This window comes from Skermania piniformis (assembly GCF_019285775.1).
GTDB lineage: Bacteria > Actinomycetota > Actinomycetes > Mycobacteriales > Mycobacteriaceae > Skermania > Skermania pinensis.
In genome coordinates this window covers 840,937-861,027 of the sequence record NZ_CP079105.1, presented here as the reverse complement: position 1 = coordinate 861,027, position 20,091 = coordinate 840,937, and the positions used below count along the sequence as shown (strand labels likewise).

The 20,091-nt window shown below is 68.2% G+C and carries 9 protein-coding genes; 6 read left to right on the top strand and 3 right to left on the bottom strand.

The window, feature by feature from the left end; translation table 11 throughout:
• The first annotated feature begins 120 nt into the window (after window positions 1-120).
• From KV203_RS03810 to KV203_RS03800, 3 genes are read left to right on the top strand one after another with little or no spacing between them, the layout of a single operon-like run.
• Window positions 121-1,350: a TetR/AcrR family transcriptional regulator gene (locus KV203_RS03810; protein WP_066468731.1), complete on the top strand. Its 1,230-nt coding sequence runs from the start codon at window positions 121-123 to the stop codon at window positions 1,348-1,350.
• Window positions 1,347-2,939 (top strand): aldehyde dehydrogenase family protein, encoded by a 1,593-nt coding sequence (locus tag KV203_RS03805; RefSeq protein WP_083529917.1) that lies wholly within the window; start codon window positions 1,347-1,349, stop codon window positions 2,937-2,939. The genes KV203_RS03810 and KV203_RS03805 overlap by 4 nt, the downstream gene beginning before the upstream one ends.
• Entirely contained in the window at window positions 2,939-3,700 is a 762-nt protein-coding gene (locus tag KV203_RS03800) for an alpha/beta fold hydrolase (protein ID WP_066468732.1), read from the top strand. The genes KV203_RS03805 and KV203_RS03800 overlap by 1 nt, the downstream gene beginning before the upstream one ends.
• On the opposite strand, the gene KV203_RS03795 is transcribed toward KV203_RS03800, so the two are convergent.
• Together KV203_RS03795 and KV203_RS03790 are read right to left on the bottom strand one after the other, a co-directional pair.
• Entirely contained in the window at window positions 3,693-5,342 is a 1,650-nt protein-coding gene (locus tag KV203_RS03795) for an aldehyde dehydrogenase family protein (RefSeq protein WP_083529918.1), read from the bottom strand. The two genes, KV203_RS03800 and KV203_RS03795, sit on opposite strands and share 8 nt — an antisense overlap.
• Before the next feature lie 88 nt (window positions 5,343-5,430).
• Complete coding sequence (locus tag KV203_RS03790) at window positions 5,431-6,471, bottom strand: alpha/beta hydrolase (RefSeq protein WP_174522028.1); 1,041 nt, start codon at window positions 6,469-6,471, stop codon at window positions 5,431-5,433.
• A 166-nt stretch (window positions 6,472-6,637) separates the two neighbouring features.
• Between KV203_RS03790 and KV203_RS03785 the strand changes: the two genes are divergently transcribed.
• The 3 genes from KV203_RS03785 to KV203_RS03775 are packed head-to-tail and all read left to right on the top strand — an operon-like array spanning window position 6,638 to window position 9,274.
• Window positions 6,638-7,612 (top strand): daunorubicin/doxorubicin resistance ABC transporter ATP-binding protein DrrA, encoded by a 975-nt coding sequence (locus tag KV203_RS03785; protein WP_066468733.1) that lies wholly within the window; start codon window positions 6,638-6,640, stop codon window positions 7,610-7,612.
• Window positions 7,613-7,640: 28 nt separating this feature from the next.
• Complete coding sequence (locus KV203_RS03780; protein WP_066468734.1) at window positions 7,641-8,429, top strand: ABC transporter permease; 789 nt, start codon at window positions 7,641-7,643, stop codon at window positions 8,427-8,429.
• Window positions 8,426-9,274, top strand: a complete 849-nt coding sequence (locus KV203_RS03775) for an ABC transporter permease (RefSeq protein ID WP_066468735.1) — start codon at window positions 8,426-8,428, stop codon at window positions 9,272-9,274. Before KV203_RS03780 ends, KV203_RS03775 begins: the two co-directional genes overlap by 4 nt.
• Window positions 9,275-9,278: 4 nt before the next feature.
• Here KV203_RS03775 and KV203_RS19910 read toward each other — a convergent pair whose 3' ends face one another.
• On the bottom strand, window positions 9,279-20,081 hold the full coding sequence (locus KV203_RS19910) for a non-ribosomal peptide synthetase (protein ID WP_218821012.1): 10,803 nt from the start codon (window positions 20,079-20,081) through the stop codon (window positions 9,279-9,281).
• Window positions 20,082-20,091: the final 10 nt, after the last annotated feature.

The window sequence follows — 20,091 nt, the reverse complement described above, 5'->3', positions numbered from 1 at the left end:
GGCGACGCGAATTCTGGTTAACTTACCGGACCAGAATAGCGGTTAACTTATTGCGATAGGGTGCAACTGTCAACAACGATGGCACGCCGCCGCGCGGCGGTTCGGTAGGAGGTGGGGTGGATGTCGGCGAACTCGCCGGAATTACGACGACGACCGAAAGACCGCAAAGGCCAGATCTTGCGAGTCGCCGCGCGGGCCTTCAGCGAGCGCGGGTATCACCCGGTCGGCGTGGACGAGATCGCGGCCGAGGTGGGCATCTCCGGCCCCGCGCTGTACCGACACTTCGCCAACAAGTACGCGCTGTTCGTGGCTGCAGCCGAATCCAGCGCCCAGACCCTGGTCGACGCCGCCCGCGCCGGCGACGATCCGACCCGGCCGCCGGACCTGCGGCTCGCCGCGATCGTCGACGCCTTGGTCGCTATCACGATCGAAAACCGCCGGGTCGGCGCGCTCTACCGCTGGGAACGGCGCTACCTGGAGCCGGCCGACCGCAATCGGATCCGCGAGGTCTACGACCAGCTGAACGAGGTGGTGGCCGAACCGTTGCGGCAGCTGCGCCCGGACCTCGCCGACGCCGATGTCGTCATGCTGGCGGCTGCGGCACTGAGCACGATCGGCAGCATCTCCGGGCACCGGACCAACCTGCCGACGAGCCGGATGCAGCAGCTGCTCGCCGACCTGTGTCACGCCGTGCTGCGAACCCGGCTCTCGCCCGCCCCGACCGAACCCGCGAGCTGCACCGGACCGCCCGGACTGGCGGTGACCGCGAAACAAGAGCGGGTACTGGTCGAAGCGATCCGGGTGTTCGGACAGCGCGGCTACTACGACGCCAGCATGGAGGAGATCGGCGAGGCGGCCGGCGTCAACGCCTCCAGCGTGTACCGGTACTACCCGAGCAAGTCCGCACTGTTGGCCGCGGCGTTCTATCGCAGCAACGACCGGGTGCGCCAGGTGATCACCGACGCCTTGGCCGAGTCCGGGAGCCCGGCCGAGGCCGCCGCCAACATCGCCGCCCGCTACGCCGCGCTGACCTTCGCCCATCCCCATCTGGTGTCGGTGTACTTCGCCGAGTTCGGGAACCTGCCGACACCGCAACAAGATGAGTTGCGGTCCTTGCAGCGGCAGAATGTAGGAGAGTGGGTACATCTGCTGGAGCAACTGCGACCAGCCGACCCTGCCGGGGCCCGCATCCGCGTGCACGCCGCGCTCGGTCTGGTGGTCGATATCGGACGCCTGGTTCACTTCGACACCCGGCCGGCGCAGCTGCGGCGGGTGACCGAGCTGATGACGACGCTGCTGTTCGCCGCCAGCCCGGACGAGCCCACCACCCGAGAAGGAGACCGCACATGACCGAGACACAGGCCACCGACGCAACCGAGCCCACCCGGACCGAGCCCACCCAGACGAAGCAGACGCCGGCCGAGCCCACCCAGACCGAGCCCACGCCGGCCGAGCCCACCCAGACCGAGGTGCTGCGCTCGCTCGACCCGGTCACCGGCGCGGTGGTCGGCGAATGGCCGGTCGACAACGCCGACACCGTCCGCGCGGCGGTCGAGCAGGCCCGGATCGCGGCCGAAGGCTGGCGCGAACTCGGCTTCGCCGGCCGCAAAAAGGCGCTGCTGCGCTGGAACAGCCGGCTCGTCGCCGACGCCGACGAGTTCACCGCGTTGATCCATCGGGAGAACGGCAAGCCGCTCGAGGACGCCTACCTCGAGCTCCTGCTCGCACTCGAACACATCGACTGGGCCGCCCGGAACGCCGAGAAGGCGCTGGCGCCGGAGAAGGTCGCGCCCGGCATGTTCATGGCAAATCACGAGGCGGTCATCGAGCGTCCCCCGCTGGGGGTGGTCGGCGTGATCGGCCCGTGGAACTACCCGGTATACACCCCGAACGGGTCGATCGCGTACGCCTTGGCGGCGGGCAACGCCGTGGTCTTCAAGCCCAGCGAGTACACCCCGGCGATCGGGCATTACTACGCCGACGCATTCGCCGCGGCCAACCCCGAGCTGCCGCCGGGGGTCCTGACGGTGGTGAACGGCTACGGCGCCACCGGCGCCGCGCTGGTCGAGTCCGGTGTGGACAAGATCGCGTTCACCGGCTCGACCCCGACCGGGAAGAAGATCATGGCGGCCGCCGCCGCAACGCTCACCCCCGTGCTGCTCGAATGCGGCGGCAAGGACGCGTTCATCATCGCCGACGACGCCGACATACCGGCCGCCGCGGACGCGGTCGCCTGGTCGGCGATGGCGAACAGCGGCCAGACCTGCGTCGGCACCGAACGGGTATATGTCGACGAGCGGGTCTACCAGCAATTTCTCGCCGAGCTGCAGAACAAGCTGCAGGGCATCGAGCCCGGATCCGACGAACGGGCGTCCTATGGTCCGATGACCATGCCGGCCCAGCTCGACATCGTTCGGTCGCATATCGAAGACGCCCTGGCCCAGGGGGGCCGGGCCGTGGTCGGCGGCCCGGATTCGGTGCGGGCGCCGTTCATCGGACCGGTCGTGCTGGTCGATACCCCGGAAAGCTCCCGTGCGGTGCAGGAAGAGACGTTCGGGCCGACGGTTACCGTGCGGTCGGTCGCCGGCATCGACGAGGCGGTCGAACTGGCCAACGGCACCGAGTTCGGCCTCGCCTCGACGGTCTTCTCCCGCCAGCACGGGATGGCGATCGCCCGCCGGTTGCGGGCCGGCGCCACCTCGATAAATGCCCCACTGTCGTTCGCCGCGATCTCGGCCCTGCCGTTCGGCGGAGTCGGCGCATCCGGGATCGGCCGGATCCACGGGGCGGACGGCCTGCGCGAATTCACCCGGACGCATTCGATCGCTCGGCAGCGGTTCGTGATCCCGGGAATGGCGTTGTTGTCGTTCAGCCGAAAGTCGTCCACCGTCGCGATGATCAAGCAGATCGTGCGGTTGCGGCACGGACGCCACGCCTGATGTTATCCCATATCCGCCGGGGTAGCGGCGCCCCGCTCGTGCTATTGCACGGGCTGGGCAGCCGTAAGGAGGTGTGGCAGCCGGTGCTCGACACGCTCGCGGCCCGGCGCGAGGTGTTCGCAGTCGACCTGCCCGGCTTCGGCGCGAGCCCACCGACCAACCGGACCGATATGGGATCGCTGATCGGCGCGGTCGAGGCTTTCCTGGATCAGCAGGGCCTGGCTCGAGTGCAGCTGGCAGGCAGCTCGATGGGCGGTGGCATCGCCCTCGAGCTGGCCCGCCGGGGCCGGGCCGACCGGGTGACCGCGTTCGCCCCGGTCGGCTTCTGGTCGAAGGCGGAGCGGATCTGGACCCAACGACTGCTGGCCACGAGTCGGGGGCTCGGTCGGCTGGGTGGGGAGCGACTGCAAGCCCACGCCGGCTCGGTTGCGCTGCTGCCGCTGTTCGCCGCCTTCTACGGCAAGCCCGGCCTTACCCCACCGGAACAACGTCGAGGTGACTTCGCCGGCTTGGCGAACAGCACCGGCTTCGACGACGCGGCGGCGTCGTTCGCCGACTACGAGTTTCGCGATGCTGCCGAGTTGGATTCGGTCCCGGTCACCGTGGTGTGGGGTTCCCGGGACGTCGTTTTGCCCTACCGGACCCAGTCCCGTCGGGCCCGGGTCGCGCTGCCGCAGGCCCGACATGTGACCCTCAACGGAGCGGGTCACCTACCGTTCGCCGACGATCCGTTCGGCTGCGCCTACCTGACCCTCAACTGACCGGCGGGCTCGGCTCCTCGCCCCGCCGCCGGGTGTGCCGTAGCCGGAACACCGCCCGTACCAATCGCATGTGCCGCGGCGGCCGGTCGAAGGTCTGCAGGCGCAGACCCGGTGCCCGCCGCCCACGCACGATCGACAGTGCCCAGCTGAACTCGCGCAACCCCTCCGCACCGTGGGTGCGGCCGTATCCGGACTCACCGACCCCACCGAACGGTAGTTCCGGCAACGCGATGAACCCGAGGACGGTATTGACGCAGACCACCCCGACCCGCATCCGCTCGGCGTTGGCCAGCGCTTCCTTGACATCCCGGGCGTAGATCGCCGCGCCGAGCCCGTAGGAGCCCGCGTTCAGGTGGGACAGCACCCCCCGAAAGCTGCCTTCGTCGGTGGCGATCCGGTTGATCACGAGAACCGGCGCGCACGTCTCTTCGATCATGATGGCGGCGTCTTCGGGCACATCGGTCAGAACGATCGGCTCGATGTACGGCTCCCGGAACGAGTCCAGGCCACCGACCACCGCAGTCCCCCCCTTGGCAAGGGCATCCCGTACCTGGCGGCGGACCACGTCGAGCTGCGCCGGATCGGTCATCGGCCCGTAGGACGCATCCCGATCGGGGCCCGGCCGGAGCCGGCGGACCCGGGCCGCCACCTCCGCGACGAACGAGTCGAAGATCGAGTCCGGGACATACACCCGTTCGATCGCGGCCCGGGCCTGGCCGGCGTTGGTCATCCCACCGAACACGGCCGCCTCGGCCGCCGTGTCCACCCGCGCATCCACCCCGACCACCATGGCGTCGTTACCACCGCCCTGGACCAGCACCGGGGTCAGGTTCTGCGCACAGACCGCGAGCACGGCGCGCGCACCTGCCGCGGACCCGGTGAAGGAGATCTTGTCCACCCGTCCCCGACACAGCGCCTGACCGGTCGACTCGTCTCCGGTCAGCACGGCCAGTACCGGCTGATCCGGTACCACCCGACGCCAACTCTCGGCGAGCCACACCCCGACGCCGGGAGTGAGCTCGTGCGGTTTGAGCACGACCGCGTTGCCCGCCGCCATCGCGTAGGCGATCGAACTCATCGGACCGAGCAGCGGGTAGGCCCACGAGCCGAGCACCCCGACCACCCCGTACGGCACATAACGCACGGTGCCGGACAGGTGCCGCGCCAGCGGTGCCGTGCTGATCCGATGACTGCCGAGCACCTTGCCGGCGTGCCGTGCCGCCCAGTCCAGGTGCTCGACCGCCAGCATCACCTCGATCAACGCATCGTTGCCCGGCTTGCCGGTCTCTTCGGCGATCACCGCAGCGAGGTCGTCGGCCCGACGGGCGATGGCGCGCTTCCACGCCAACAGCCAGCGTTTCCGATCGGCGACCTCCAGACCGGTCCACCATCGCGCCGCCGAACGGGCCTCCAGCAGAATCCGGGCGACGTCGGCCGAACCCATCACCGCGTACGTTCCCACCGACTCGCCGGTTCGCGGATCGGAAATGCTGAGCACGCGGGTTCCGGCCGGGTCGAGCGGCACCTCGGCCGCCGATTTTTCCAACTCGACTTTCGCGTCCGAACCGGCCGGGACCTCCGAACTCACCTGCTCGACCGACTCGGCAGCTACGTCGGACTCGCCTGAAACCGAATCCGACATCGAACTCCTCCCACCGCGGCGTCCGCTATTTGCCGGCGCACCGGACCAACACTAGTGCGCCGCCACGAGAGCCGACAACGTCCGGAGGTCAGAGCCCGATCGGCGGGGCGATCACCGGCCACGAGGCCTTGAAGTCGTCCTCCCAATAGCCCCACGAGTGGGTGCCGTTGGGCCGGAAATTGAACGTCGCCGGGATCTGCAACTCGCTCAGCTTGTTGGCCAGGTTGTGCGAGCAGAAGTTGGTGCCGACCTCGATCGCGCCGCCGACCACCATCTGATTGGCCAGGCCACCGGGACCCTGCGCCTGCAGGTGCGAATCGGTCAGCGTGTCGTGCGAACCGGGCAACCCGTTGCCGCTCGACACGTACAGCGTCGTCCCCCGGAGCTTCTCGGCATGCAGGACCGGATCATGCTCGGCCCACATCGGATCACCCTGGGGGCCGTACATGTTGTCGACATTGCCGCCGCCCCAGACATTGACCGTCACCTTGACGAACTGATATCCGATCGGGTCGCTGATCTGCGCACAACCCGAGTACGCCGCGACGCTTTTGTACATTCCGGGCCGCGCTTCGGCGAGCGCGAGCACCGTCGTCCCGGAGGTGGAGATACCGGCCAACGCATTCAGTCCGCTGCTGCCCAGCGCCGCATCGACCAGCGGCGGAATCTCGTCCAGTAGGAAGGTCTGCCACTTGTTCACCCCGAGCTCGGGATCGGGCGCCCGCCAGTCCGCGTAGTACGACCACTTGCCACCGACCGGGGACACCACGTTGACGTTCTTGTCGGCCAAGAACTCGAGCGCGTCCGACTTCGCCTCCCAGGTCGCGCTGTCCTCCCCACCGCCGGCACCGTTGAGCAGGTACAGCACCGGCCGTGGCACGCTGGTGTCGGCCGGACGCTGCACCTGCAGCGGCACCGTCTTGTTCATCGATGCCGAATGCACATAGATGGTGAGGTGCCGATCGTCTTCGAGAGTGGCTTTCTCCACATACGAACCGTTCGGTGCGGTGACCGCGTGCAACAACGAATTGCCGGTGACGATGGGATCGACCGGCGCTGCCGAGCCGACCGGAATCGCCACCGACGTCGAGATCAGCGCCGCTATCGCGCCGATTGCCACGCGGACCATCGTGTGTTGCATAGGCATGAGACCCCATTCGTGCAACCAGCAGGTAACGTTTAGGACACGGCGAAGCATACCCCGTGCCGGTTTCGTCCGACACCGTCGACCGGTCCGAGTTTCAACCCCGGTAGCATTGCACCGTAACAACGATCCGACCAGACAGTGGGAGCCCATGCCAAGTAGGCGCGAAACCGCCGTCTACGTCAGTGGGGTCCGCAAGACCTTCGGCAAGGTAGAGGCGCTGCGCGGGATCAGTTTTCAGGCGGACCGCGGCACCGTCCTGGGCATTCTCGGCCCCAACGGTGCCGGCAAGACCACCACCGTGAAGATTCTGTCGACGCTCCTGCGGCCCGACTCCGGAACCGCGACCGTCGCCGGCCACGACGTGATCCGGCACGCCGCCGACGTACGTCGATCGATCATGATGACCGGCCAGTACGCCGCGGTCGACGTTACTATGACCGGCCGAGAAAATATCGTGCTGTTCGGCCGGTTGATGGGCTTGGGCAAACGGCACGCGCGACGGCGCGCGGACGAGCTGCTGGAGCAGTTCGATCTGGTCGAGGCCAGCGATCGCAGCATCAAGGAATATTCCGGCGGGATGCGCCGCCGGGTCGATCTGGCCTGCGGTTTGGTGGTTCGGCCCGAGGTGGTGTTCTTGGACGAGCCGACCACCGGCCTGGATCCGCGCAGCCGCCAGACGATCTGGAACCTGGTGGCAAATTTGCGCGAGCAGCGCATCACGGTGCTGCTGACCACCCAGTACCTCGAAGAGGCCGACCTCTTGTCGGACAACATCATCGTGATCGATCACGGCACGGTGATCGCGGAGGGCAGCGCAGACCAGCTCAAGGCGATGATCGGTGGCAGTTACTGTGATGTGGTGCCGCTTCATCCGCAGGAACTCGCCCGCACCGTTGCCGCACTCGGCGATCTGGTGCCTGCGTCGGTGAGCGCCGAGGTGCTCGGCTCGGAAAGCCGCGACCATATCTCGATTCCGGCCCCGTACGGGCCGGCCACGCTGGCCGAGGCGCTGCGGCGGCTGGACGCCGCCGGGATCGCGCTGACCGACATCGGCCTGCGGCGACCATCCCTGGACGATGTCTTCCTGAACATCACCGGGCCTGCGGCGCCGAGCGCCCCGTGAGCAACGACGATTCCGGAAACGGTCCTCGATGACCACCTTGGTGAACCGGCATATCCGGGCTCAGCCGAGCAGTTTCATCCAATGGCTGGCATTGACCAAGCGGACCGTTCGGATGATGCGGGTCAAAGGCGAGTTCATCATCGCGGTCCTGGCCCCGCTGATTTTCACCATCGGGTTCTACCTACCGCTCAAGTACGTCATGCAGGTCCAGGGCATCGACTACGCCCAGTTCGTGATGGCCATCATCGTGCTGCAGGCGATGTCGTTCACGATGACCTCGGCAGCGGCCTACTCCGCGGTGGAAGCGATGAGCGGCTTCGTCGAGCGGATGCAGACCATGCCGATCGCGCCGCTGGTCCCGGTTGCGGCGCGAGTCACCGGCGCCTTGATCAGATCCACCCTCTCCCTGATCGCCGCGCTCGGCTTCGGGTATCTGATCGGTTTCCGAGTTTACGGCGGGCCCGCACAGACCGCGCTCTTCTGCCTGTTTGCGCTCGGGGTGGCAACCGCGTTGGCCCTGGGAGCAGACGTGCTCGGATTGTCCGCCAAGAACCCCGCCTCGGTCACCCAGGCGCTTACCTTGCCGACGCTGATCTTCGGCATGCTGTCCTGCGGCTTCGTCCCGGAAACCGGCTTCCCGGCGTGGATCCGCCCGTTCGTGCGTAACCAACCGGTGTCGCAGTTCTCCTTCGCCCTCCGCGATCTCGCCGATCCGGGGATCACCCCGGGCCTGCTCGGGCCACCGTTGGCCTGGTTGATCGGGATGTTCGTGATTTTCCTGCCGCTCGCGGCCTGGGCCAGCCGGAGGCGTGGATGACCGCCCTCACCTCGTCGACGCCGCGGTTCCAGCTTCCCGAACCGGACATCGTCTACCCCGAACGCGGCTTCGCCAGTCTGATTCGATGCAGCTGGTTGGAGGGCCTGCGGCTACTGCTCAAGTGGTTCCGTGACCCGACCACGATCATCCAGTCGACCGTGTACCCGGCGGTCATGCTGCTCATGCTGCGCGTCGTGCTCGGTGACTCGATCTCGGCAGCAACCGGTCAGTCGAGCGTCTACGGCACGGTCCCGATGATCATGATCGTCGGGGCGATGTCCGGTGCCACGGTCAGCGCGCTGAGCATCGGCGGCGATCGGATCAGTGGCCTACTGAGCCGGATGTGGACGCTGCCGATCCATCGGGCGTCGGTATTGCTCGGCCGGGTATTGGCCGAGATGGTCCGGGTCCTGGTCACGTCGCTGGTGATCGCGGCGGTGGGCCTGCTGCTCGGGTTCCGGTTTCACCAGGGTCCGCTTGCCGCGATCGGCTTGTTCTGCATACCGATATTGTTCGGCGTCGGGTTCGCGCTGTTCGTCGCCGCGGTGACGACCAATACGTCCGACTCGGACGGGATGCAGATGGTGCAGATCATCGCGGCGCTGACCATGCTGCTGATGTTCTTCAACACCGGATTCGTCCCGCTGGCCGCCTATCCCCCGTGGCTCCAGGCGGTCGTCGCGCATCAGCCGATGTCCTGCGCCATCGATGCGATGAAGGGCCTGTCGCTCGGCGGCCCGGTAGCCGGGCCGCTGCTGCAGACGATCGCGTGGTCGCTGGGCACACTGGCGATCTGTGTGCTCCCGGCAATCCGCGGCTTCCGCCGCGCCGCCGGCACCAGCTGAATAGTCACCAACGCTCCAGCGACTCGGCGTCGATCACCCGCACCGCGGTATCGCGCAGAACCTCGCCGAGGCGAGCGCTGTCGGCCCCGAGTTCGCCGGTCCGCTGCGCACCGACGAACGCATGCGATACCTCCTCCTGCTCGACCAGCTCGACCAGGTCCGCGACCGTCGCCGACTCGTCGGCCAGGACCGACACAGGCCCGGCGACAGCACCCAGCAACACCCCGGCAAGGCCGACTCGCGACGTCAGCGGAGCCGCCAACAACAGGCACGACTCGTAGTCGATACCGTGTCGCTCGGCCAACCGATCGATCGCGACCGCCAACTGTCCGTGACCGATCGCCCGGTCCGCTCCGGGCAGGATCAGTGCCGGATCGTCCGCGCGGATCGGCCGAGCCAGATCTTGGTAGGTGACCGGTCGTGCGGAGTAGCCGGACAGTTCGGTGTTCACCGAATCCGTGTCGCAGATGACCAGCTCGGTGTCGGCGCCGTGAGCGGGTGTGTACCGGTGATCGGCCAGGACGAAGCCGGCGCCGGCAGGTACCGCATCGGCGGTCGACTCGAGCGCGACGACGACTGCGCCGGCTTTCCAGACCGCCCAGAGCGAGATCAGGGCGGCCGGCCCGGTGCGGCTGATCGCCACGGCGGTGCCCGCTCCGACTCCCCGCGCGATCAACAGCCGAGCCAGTCGGGACGAGTCCGCGTCGAGTTCGGCAAAACTGATCTCCGGACCATCGGTCAGGTAGGCCGGAGCTTCGGGATCTGCTTCGACGGTCGCCGCCAGCACCTGTGGGAGGACTCGGTTGTCGTCGACGATCTCGGTGGCAATCGGTGAAGCCGCAAGTTGCTCGCGCTCGCGGGCGTCCAGGATGTCGATATCCCCGACGATTACCTGCGGGTCGGCCACCAACGCCTCGACGACCCGGCGCAACCGACCGGCCAGGTTGCGCACCGTCGCGGCCTCGAACAATGCCTCGGGATAGGTCATGCCCAGAACCAGTTCGTCGGTGCCCGGTTCGTCCGGGTAGACGGTCAGCTGCAGATCGAACCGCGCGATCTCCGCCGCGTCATCCATCGCGGTGACGGTCAGTCCGGGCAACTCGAGGCCGGCCGCGTCCAGGTTCTGGAACGCCAACATCACCTGAAACAGTGGATTTCGTCCCGGCGACCGTGGCGGATTGAGCACATCGATCAACCGCTCGAACGGCACATCCGAATTCCCGAACGCAGCCACGTCGGTTTCCCGCACCTGGGCGAGTAACGCATCGAATCGGGCACCGAGATCGATCGGAGTACGCAAGACCAGGGTGTTGACAAACATCCCGACCAGGTCGTCGAGCGCCGCTTCGCCCCGCCCGGCGGTCCCGGTGCCGATCACGATATCGGTCCCACCCGTGGTCCGGGCGAGGGTTACCGCCAACGCGGCATGCACCACCATGAACATCGTCGCGTTGTCGGCTCGAGCAATCTCGGCCATCCCGCGGCGCAGTTCCCCGGAAAGAGTAAATCGGTGATATCCGGCAGCCTCGGTCGTTTCTCGGCGCAGGCCGTCCAGCGGGAGTCCGATTTCATCCGGGATACCGGCCAGTTGTTCCCGCCAATAATCGAGCTGAGTCGAAATCGCCGAACTCGGGTCCGCCTCGTCGCCGAGCACCTCCCGTTGCCACAGCGCGTAGTCGGCGTACTGCACCGGCAGCATCGGCCAATCCGGTGCCGAGCCGGAAAGCCGGGCCGTATACGCGGTTATCACGTCCCGGACCAATGGGCCCATCGAAAATCCATCGGCGCTGATGTGGTGCACGACCACGGCCAGCAGGAACTCCGCCCGATCGCCGAGTGGCCAGAGCCGAGCCCGCACCGGGACCGACTCCGTCACATCGAACCCCGAGCCGACGACCTCGGCGACGGCCTCCTGCGCCTGCTCCGGACCGATCGGGTCGACTACGGCCAGTTCGACGCCGGCGGTCGCCGGGTCGAGAATCCGCTGGTAGCCGGTGCCGCCGTACTCCGGGTAGACGGTCCGCAGAACCTCGTGCCGGGCGACGACGTCGGTCAGCGCGGCGCGTAACGCCGATACATCGACCGGTCCGCTCAGCCGAATCACAAACGGGATGTTGTACGCGATCGAGTCGGGGGCGATCCGATTCAGCAACCACATTCGCGACTGGGCGAACGACAACGGCACGTGCACCGGACGCTCCCGCGCGGTCAGCGGTGTCCGTTCCGCGCCGCGCAGCGCCGCCGCCCGCTCGGCCAGGCCGGCCACATCGGGGGCCTCGAACAGCACCCGTATCGGCACCACGGTGTCCAGTGCCACCCCGATCCGGGCCACCACCCGCGACGCGATCAGCGAGTTCCCGCCGAGCGCGAAGAAGTCGTCGTCCAGACCCACCTGGTCGACGCCGAGGACCTCGGCGAACACCTCCGCCACCGCTGTCTCGGCGGCGGTCACCGGTGCCCGGTGCTCCCGCTCCGGCAGCTCCGGTGTGGGTAGGGCGGTGTGGTCGAGTTTGCCGTTGATGGTGAGGGGGATGGTGTCGAGGGTGATGAAGGTGGTGGGGATCATGTAGTCGGGGAGGTGGTGGCTGGTGTGCTCGCGCAGGGTGGTGGGGTCGGGTGGGGTGGCGGGGGTGGTGGGGACGATGTAGGCGATGAGTCGGTCGATACCGCGGTCGGTGTCGTGGTCGAGGGTGACCACGGCGTGGGCGATGTGGGGGGAGGTGGTGAGGACGGCTTCGATTTCGCCGAGTTCGATGCGGAACCCGCGGAGCTGGATTTGGTTGTCGGCGCGGCCGAGGTATTCCAGTTCGTTGTGGTTGTTCCAGCGGACCACGTCCCCGGTCCGGTACAACCGGTCCGGGTGGCTGGTGGGGGCGAACGGGTCGGCGAGGAAACGCGACGCGGTCAGGGCGGGCCGGTCGAGGTAGCCGCGGGTGACCTGCCGGCCCGCGACGTACAACTCCCCGGCCACCCCGACCGGGACCGGGTGCAGCCGGGAGTCGAGGACGTAAAGCCGGAACCCGGGGATACCCCGACCGATCACGCTCGGCCCGGCCGCGGCGGCCAGCTCCGCGGTGACGGTCGTGGCGGAGACGTGGACGGTGGTTTCGGTGATCCCGAACATGTTGGTCAACCGGACCGTGTCGTGGTGGCGGTCGAACCAGCCGGTCAGCTTCCCCGGTTCCAACGCGTCACCACCGAAGATGACGTGCCGTAACACCAACCCCGGACCCCCGGCGGCGGGTTCGATGGTGCGGTCGGCCTCGGCGAACTGGTAGAACGCCAACGGTGTCTGGTTGAGGACCGTCACTCCCCGCGTGGTCACCAACTCGTGCACCGCGTGCGGAGACCGGGCGGTGTAGTAGTCGACCACCACCACTTCCCCGCCGTGAGCGAGGGCACCCCAGATCTCCCACACCGAGAAATCGAACGCGTACGAGTGGAACAACGTCCACACATCGGTTTCGTCGAACCCGAACAATCCCTGCGTGTTGACCAGCAACTCGACCACGTTACGGTGCTCGACCAGCACCCCTTTCGGGCGTCCGGTCGACCCCGAGGTGAAAATCACATACGCCACATCCGAACCGCGTAGCGGGCGGGTCCGGTCGGCATCGGTGACCGGCGCATCGGAATACCCCGACACCTCGACCTCGTCGGCCACCACGACCCGCGCCCCGCTCCCCGCGACCCGCCCCCGATCCGCCGCCGTGACGATCACCACCGTCGGTGCAGCATCGGCGAGCACGACCGCGATCCGCTCCGCCGGAGCACCCGGATCGACCGGCACATACCCACCCCCCGCGGTCAACACCGCCACCAACACCGCGACCAACCGCTCATCCCGCGGTAACACCACCCCGACCAACACCCCCGGCCCGACCCCGGCATCGATCAACAACCGCGCCCACCGCCCCACCAGCCCGGACAACTGCGCATACGTGACCCGCGCCGCGCCCGCCGACACCGCCACCCGCCCCGGATGCGCTGCCGCCGCCGCCGCGAACAACCCCGCCAACGTGTCCGCCCCCGCCACAGCCCGCCCCACCGCCGGCGACCGGCCCACCGCCAGCAACGCCGCCGTCTCCGCCCCGGTCGACCACACCAGATCCCCCACCACCGCCTCGGGATCGGCCACCACCGCCGCCACCAACCGGGCACACCGATCGGCGTACCCCGCGATCGTGTCCGCATCGAACAAATCCGTCGCGTACGCCCACTCGACCAGCTGCCCCCCATCGGGCTGCGGCACGAACGTCACCTGCAGATCGAACTTCACCGTCACCACCGGCAACTCGACCCCTGAGACCGCCACACCCGCCACTTCCACCGGCTCCGCCGCCGCGTTCAGGTTCTGGAACGCCACCATCACCTGGAACAACGGATGCCGCGCCGCCGACCGCGGCGGATCCAACACCTCCACCAACCGCTCGAACGGCACATCCGCATGCCCGAACGCCGCCACATCCACCCGCCGCACCTGCTCCACCACATCGACAAACCGCGCCCCCGGATCCACCCACGTCCGCAACACCAACGTGTTCACGAACATCCCCACCAACTCGTCGAGCTCGGCCTCACCCCGCCCCGCCACCGGCGTCCCCACCGCAATATCGGACCCCCCCGACAACCGCGCCAGCAACACCGCCACCACCGCATGCACCACCATGAACGGCGTCGCGTCACACCCCCGCGCCACCCCCGCCACCCCCGCCATCACACCCGCATCCCACACCGACCGATACACCCCACCCCGACCACTGGCCACCACCGGCCGCGGCCGATCCACCGGCAACCCCACCTCCTCCGGCAACCCCGCCAACTGCCCCCGCCAAAACCCCACCTGCTCCGCCAACAACGACCCCGGATCCTCCTCCGCCCCCAACACCGCCCGCTGCCACAAGCTGTAATCCGCGTACTGCACCGGCAACGCCGCCCACCCCGGCACCCCACCCCCCACCCGCGCCGCATACGCCGCCACCACATCCCGCACCAACGGACCCACCGAAAACCCATCCGCCGAAATATGATGCACCACCACACCCAAAACCACACCCACCACACCAGTCTCGACAGCATCAGTGTCGGTGTCGGTAGTGGTGGTGGTGAGGGGCCAGAGTCGGGCCCGGACCGGGACCCCGGTCGTGACATCGAAACCCGCACCCACGAACTCGGCGACCAACGCGGGCACCGCGTCCTCGGTGACCGCAGCCACCACCTCGAGCTCGACCCCGGCCCGGGCCGGGTCCAGCACATCCTGGAACCCGACCCCGTCGTGTTCGGGATACACCGTGCGTAACACCTCGTGGCGGGCCACCACATCCGCCCACGCCGCCCGCACCGCGTCCACATCCACCACCCCGGACAACCGCACCACGAACGGCAGGTTGTAGATCCCCGACCCCGGATCGAACCTGTTCAGAAACCACATCCGTGACTGCGCCAACGACAACGGCACCCGCGCCGGCCGGTCCCACACCCGCAACCCCACCCGCCCGGTATCGGCATGCGACTCCAACCGCGCCGCCAACCCCGCCACCGACGACACCTCGAACAACACCCGCAACGGCACCCGCGCATCCAACGCCGCCCCCAACCGCGCCACCACCTGCGTCGCGACCAGCGAATTACCCCCCAACGCGAAAAAGTCGTCATCGGCACCCACCCGCGCCACCCCCAACACCTGCCCGAACACCCCCGCCACAATCTCCTCCACCGGCGTCGACGGCGCCCGGAACACCTCCACCCGCGCCTGCGGCGCCGGCAACGCCGCCCGGTCCAACTTCCCCGCCGCGTTCACCGGCAACTCCTCGAGCACCACCACCGCGTCCGGCACCATATACACCGGCAACTCCCGCCCCACCAGCACCCGTAACCCGTCCGGATCCACCCCCACCACCGGATCCGCCGCCACCACATACGCCACCAACTGCTGCCCCTGACCCCCCTCGAACACCGTCACCACCACCTGACCCACCCCCGCCACCCCCGCGAACACCGCCTCGATCTCCCCCAACTCGATCCGCTGCCCCCGGAACTTCACCTGAAAATCCGACCGCCCCACATACACCAACTCACCCGCCGCGTCCCACACCACCACATCCCCCGTCCGATACAACCGGCCCCCACCCACCACATCGAACGGATCGGCCACAAACCGCTCCGCCGTCAAATCCGGACGACCCGCATACCCCCGCGCCACCTGCACCCCACCCAGATACAACTCACCCGCCACCCCCACCGGCACCAACCCCAACCGGCCGTCCAACACATACACCCGCGAATTCCACACCGGCACCCCGATCGGCACCGACACCCCCCCATCCGACACCCCCGCCTGCCGATACGTGATCGACACCGCAGCCTCGGTCGGCCCGTACAAATTGTGCACCCGCGCCCCCGGCGCCACCCCCGCGAACGCCCGCACCACCGACGTCGGCAACGCCTCCCCGATCACCAACACATCCCGCAACGACCCCAACAACCCCCCCTCGACAAACCCCGCGAACACCCCCAACATCGACGGCACGAAATCGGTCACCGTCACCGCATACTCCGCGATCAACCCCGCCACATACCCCACATCCCGCTGCCCCCCCGGCACCGCCAACACCACCCGCCCCCCCACCCACAACGGCGCGAAAAACCCCCACAACGACACATCGAACGTCGTCGCCGTCTTCTGCAACCACACCACCGAACCGTCGAACCCGTACTCCGCCACCAACCACACCATCTGATTCACCACCGCCGCATGCGGTACCACCACCCCCTTCGGCCGCCCCGTCGACCCCGACGTGAACAACACATACGCGGTATTCCCCGGACGTACCACACCCCGACGCTCCCCCACCGACACCGGCGCCCCCGACCACACCGACCCCGCAGAAAGATCCACCTCGTCCAACCACACCACCGAACAACCCCCCGGCACCACCCCCCCATCACCCCGAACACTCAACACACACAACGGATCCGCCACACCCAACACATACGACACCCGCTCCGCCGGATGATCCGGATCCACCGGCACAAACCCCCCACCCGCCCGCAACACCGCATACATCCCCACCACCAACTCCACCGAACGCCGCAACACCAACCCCACCAACACCTCCGGACCCACACCCACGTCGATCAACAACCGCGCCAACCGATTCACCCGCACATCCAACTCCCCATACGTCACCACCACACCCTCGAACACCACCGCCACCGCATCCGGATCCACCCGCACCGACGCATCGAACCCCGCCAACAACCCCCCCGCCGACACCACCCGATCCGTCGCATTCCACCCCCGCAACAACAGCCCTCGCTCCCGCACCCCCAACACATCCACATCCCCCACCACAACCCCCACATCCCCCACCACCACATCCACCACCCGCACCAACCGCTCCACAAACCCCACCACCGTCACCTCATCGAACAACTCCACCGCATACTCCACACTCCCCACCAACCCCTCCCGCACACCCACACCATCAAACCCCTCCTGCACCGACCACTGCAGATCAAACCGCGACACGCCGGACTCGATCTCCACCGGCGCCACCCCGGCCCCGGCCGCGCCCAGGTCCACGCGATCGACGTTCTGGAAGAACAGCGCGACCTGGAACAACGGATGCCGCGCCTGCGACCGCGGCGGATCCAACACCTCCACCAACCGCTCGAACGGCACATCCGCATTCCCCAACGCCGCCACATCCCCACCCCGAACCCGAACCACCAACTCCGCAAACGACATCCCCGGATCCACCCGCGTCCGCAACACCAACGTATTCACAAACATCCCCACCAACTCGTCGAGCTCCGCCTCACCCCGACCCGCCACCGGCGCCCCCACCACCACATCCCACTCACCCGACAACCGCGCCAACACCACCACCAACACCGCATGAAAAACAACAAACGGCGTCGCCCCCAACTCCCGCCCCACCCGCTCCAACCCCGCCCACTGCACCTCCGACAACCCGAAACCCACCACACCACCCCGACCACTGGCCACCACCGGCCGCGGCCGATCCAACGGCAACCCCAACTCCACCGGCACCCCCGCCAACACCCCACGCCAAAAACCCAACTGCCGCGCCATCACCGACCCCGGATCCGACTCCGCCCCCAACACCTCCCGCTGCCACACGCTGTAATCCGCATACTGCACCCCCAACGGCGCCCACCCCGGCACCCCACCCCGCAACCGAGACTCGTACGCCACCATCATGTCCCGCATGAACGGGGTCGCCGAATACCCGTCGACCGCGATGTGCTGGGCCACCACGGCCAGCACGAACTCGTTTCCGTCGGATGCCTCGGTGTCGAACCGGACCGGCCAGATCCGCGCCCGGACCGGGACCTGCCGCGTCACGTCGAACCGGGTCGTGACGAAGTCGCCGATCACCGGCAGCAGGTCGGCCTCGCTGATCAGCTCGCCGACAGTCAGTTCGACCCCGGCGGCGGCCGGCTCCAGCACCACCTGCCAACCGGCGCCGTCGAACTCCGGGTACACGGTGCGCAACACCTCGTGCCGCGACACCACATCGGCCACCGCCGCCTGCAGCGCAACCACGTCCAGCGCGCCCGTGAGCCGAACCACGAACGGGACGTTGTACGCGACCGACTCCGGATCGAACCGGTTCAGAAACCACATCCGCGACTGCGCCAACGACAACGGCACCCGCTCCGGCCGCGGCCGCGCAACCAAAGCCGGACGCACCTGCGTCGTGGGTGATTCATCCACCAGCCGAGCCAGATCCGCCACCGTCGAGCTGCCGAAGAACTGCCCGATCTGCACCTCGACCGCGCACGCGACATTGACCCGCGCGATCGCCCGGGTAGCGATCAGCGAATTCCCGCCCAGGACGAAGAAGTCGTCGTCCAGGCCCACCCGCTCCAGGCCCAGCAGCTCCGCGAACACTCCGGCGACCGTCACTTCGGTCGGCGTCACCGGTTCCCGGAACTCGTGCACGGCGGCAAAATCCGGCGCCGGCAGCGCCTTTCGGTCCAGCTTGCCGGAGGCGGTCAACGGGAAGTCGGCCAGCGCCACGAACCGGTCCGGAACCATGTAGTCGGGCAAACTCGCTCGTGCGACCGCCGTGATCGCCGTCGGATCGAATCCCTCGATCGCTTCGTCGGTCACCAGATACCCGACCAGGTGGTCGCCTACCCGTTCGTCGGAATACTTCACCACGGCCGCCGACCGGACGCCGGGATAGCGCAACAGCACGGACTCGATCTCGCCCAACTCGATCCGCTGGCCACGGACCTTCACCTGGAAGTCGCTCCGGCCCAGGTATTCCAACAGTCCGTCGGCTCGCCGCCGGACCAGGTCGCCGGTCCGGTACATCCGCCCGGTGCCACCTCGCCGGGCGACGAACCGCTCCGCAGTGAGGTCGGGACGTCCCAGGTAGTCGCGGGCGAGCTGTGTTCCCGCCAAGTAGAGCTCGCCGGCCACGCCGAGCGGCGCCGGCCGCAGTGCGTCGTCGAGCACCAGGAGTTCGGTATCGGCGATGGCGACGCCGATCGGCACGGTCTCGTCGTCGGGCCGGGTCCGGTAATGGGTCACGTCGATCGCGGCCTCGGTCGGCCCGTAGAGGTTGTGCAGCTCGGCGGAGCTCACCTCGGCGAACCGCGCGACCGTGGCGGCCGGCAGCGCCTCACCGGACGCGAACACGTACCGCAACGAATCGATGCCGGCGAGCGCCGGTTCCGCCAGGAAGATCGCCAACATCGACGGAACGAAATGGGCTACGGTGACGCCGGTTTCGGCGATCGTGCGAGCCAGGTAGGCCGGATCACGATGACCGTCCGGCGCGGCGATCACCAATCGGGCCCCGACCTGGAGCGGCCAGAAGAACTCCCACACCGACACGTCGAAGGTGAACGGGGTCTTCTGCAACACCACGTCGCGGTCGGTCAGCCCGTACTCACGTTGCCGCCAGCGCAGGTTGGTCACGATCGCGCGGTGCGGTACCAGCACCCCCTTCGGGCGGCCGGTGGATCCCGAGGTGAAGATCAGATACGCCGGGTGCTCGGGCCGCAGCGGGAGTAACCGGTCGGCATCGCCGACCGGGCTCGGGTCGTACGACGCCAGGTCCAGCTGGTCCACCAGCCGGACCGGGTAGCCGACCGGCAGCCCGGGGGCCACCGCGGCGACGGTGAGGATCACCACCGGCCGGGCGGTGTCCAGCACGTGACCGATCCGCTCGGCCGGATGGCTCGAGTCGATGGGCACATACGCGCCGCCGGCCTTGATCACCGCGTACATCGCGATCAGCAGCTCGACCGAGCGCGGCAGGGCCAGACCGACGGTGCGCTCGGGGCCGACCCCGAGCGCGACGAGATAACGCGCCAACCGGTTCGCGGCGGCGTCGAATTCGGCATAGGTCCACGTCGCGCCGGCGAACTCCACCGCGACGGCCGCCGGGGTCCGGTGAACCTGCTCGGCGAACAACGCGGCGAGCGTATCGCCGGCATCGAGACCGCTACCCGTCGGATCGAGCAACTCGACGAGATCGGCCAGCAGGGCGGTGACGACCCCGTCCAGGCCGCCGCCGGCCGGATCGGCGAGCCGCTCCGGGATGAGGCCGGTCAACACCACCGGTAACAGCTCGGCCGGGCCGAGTACGCCGCCCATCGCCGTGTCCAGCTCGGTCAGCTGTCGGTGCAGGTCGGCGTAACTCACCGGGGCCGAATCGCCGTCGGTGAACGCGGTGCGGTCGGGTTCGGTAGCTGCAGCCGCCGCGACCAGCCGGGGCAGGTCGTCGATCGTCAGCCGCGTCGGGTCGGCGTGGCCGGTGGTCATGGATGTCTCC

Bases quoted from the DNA above. Each gene is read 5' to 3' on its own strand.
- KV203_RS03810 (WP_066468731.1), top strand. From the start codon at position 121: ATGTCGGCGAACTCGCCGGAATTACGACGACGACCGAAAGACCGCAAA.
- KV203_RS03805 (WP_083529917.1), top strand. From the start codon at position 1,347: ATGACCGAGACACAGGCCACCGACGCAACCGAGCCCACCCGGACCGAG.
- KV203_RS03800 (WP_066468732.1), top strand. From the start codon at position 2,939: ATGTTATCCCATATCCGCCGGGGTAGCGGCGCCCCGCTCGTGCTATTG.
- KV203_RS03795 (WP_083529918.1), bottom strand. From the start codon at position 5,342: ATGTCGGATTCGGTTTCAGGCGAGTCCGACGTAGCTGCCGAGTCGGTC.
- KV203_RS03790 (WP_174522028.1), bottom strand. From the start codon at position 6,471: ATGGTCCGCGTGGCAATCGGCGCGATAGCGGCGCTGATCTCGACGTCG.
- KV203_RS03785 (WP_066468733.1), top strand. From the start codon at position 6,638: ATGCCAAGTAGGCGCGAAACCGCCGTCTACGTCAGTGGGGTCCGCAAG.
- KV203_RS03780 (WP_066468734.1), top strand. From the start codon at position 7,641: ATGACCACCTTGGTGAACCGGCATATCCGGGCTCAGCCGAGCAGTTTC.
- KV203_RS03775 (WP_066468735.1), top strand. From the start codon at position 8,426: ATGACCGCCCTCACCTCGTCGACGCCGCGGTTCCAGCTTCCCGAACCG.
- KV203_RS19910 (WP_218821012.1), bottom strand. From the start codon at position 20,081: ATGACCACCGGCCACGCCGACCCGACGCGGCTGACGATCGACGACCTG.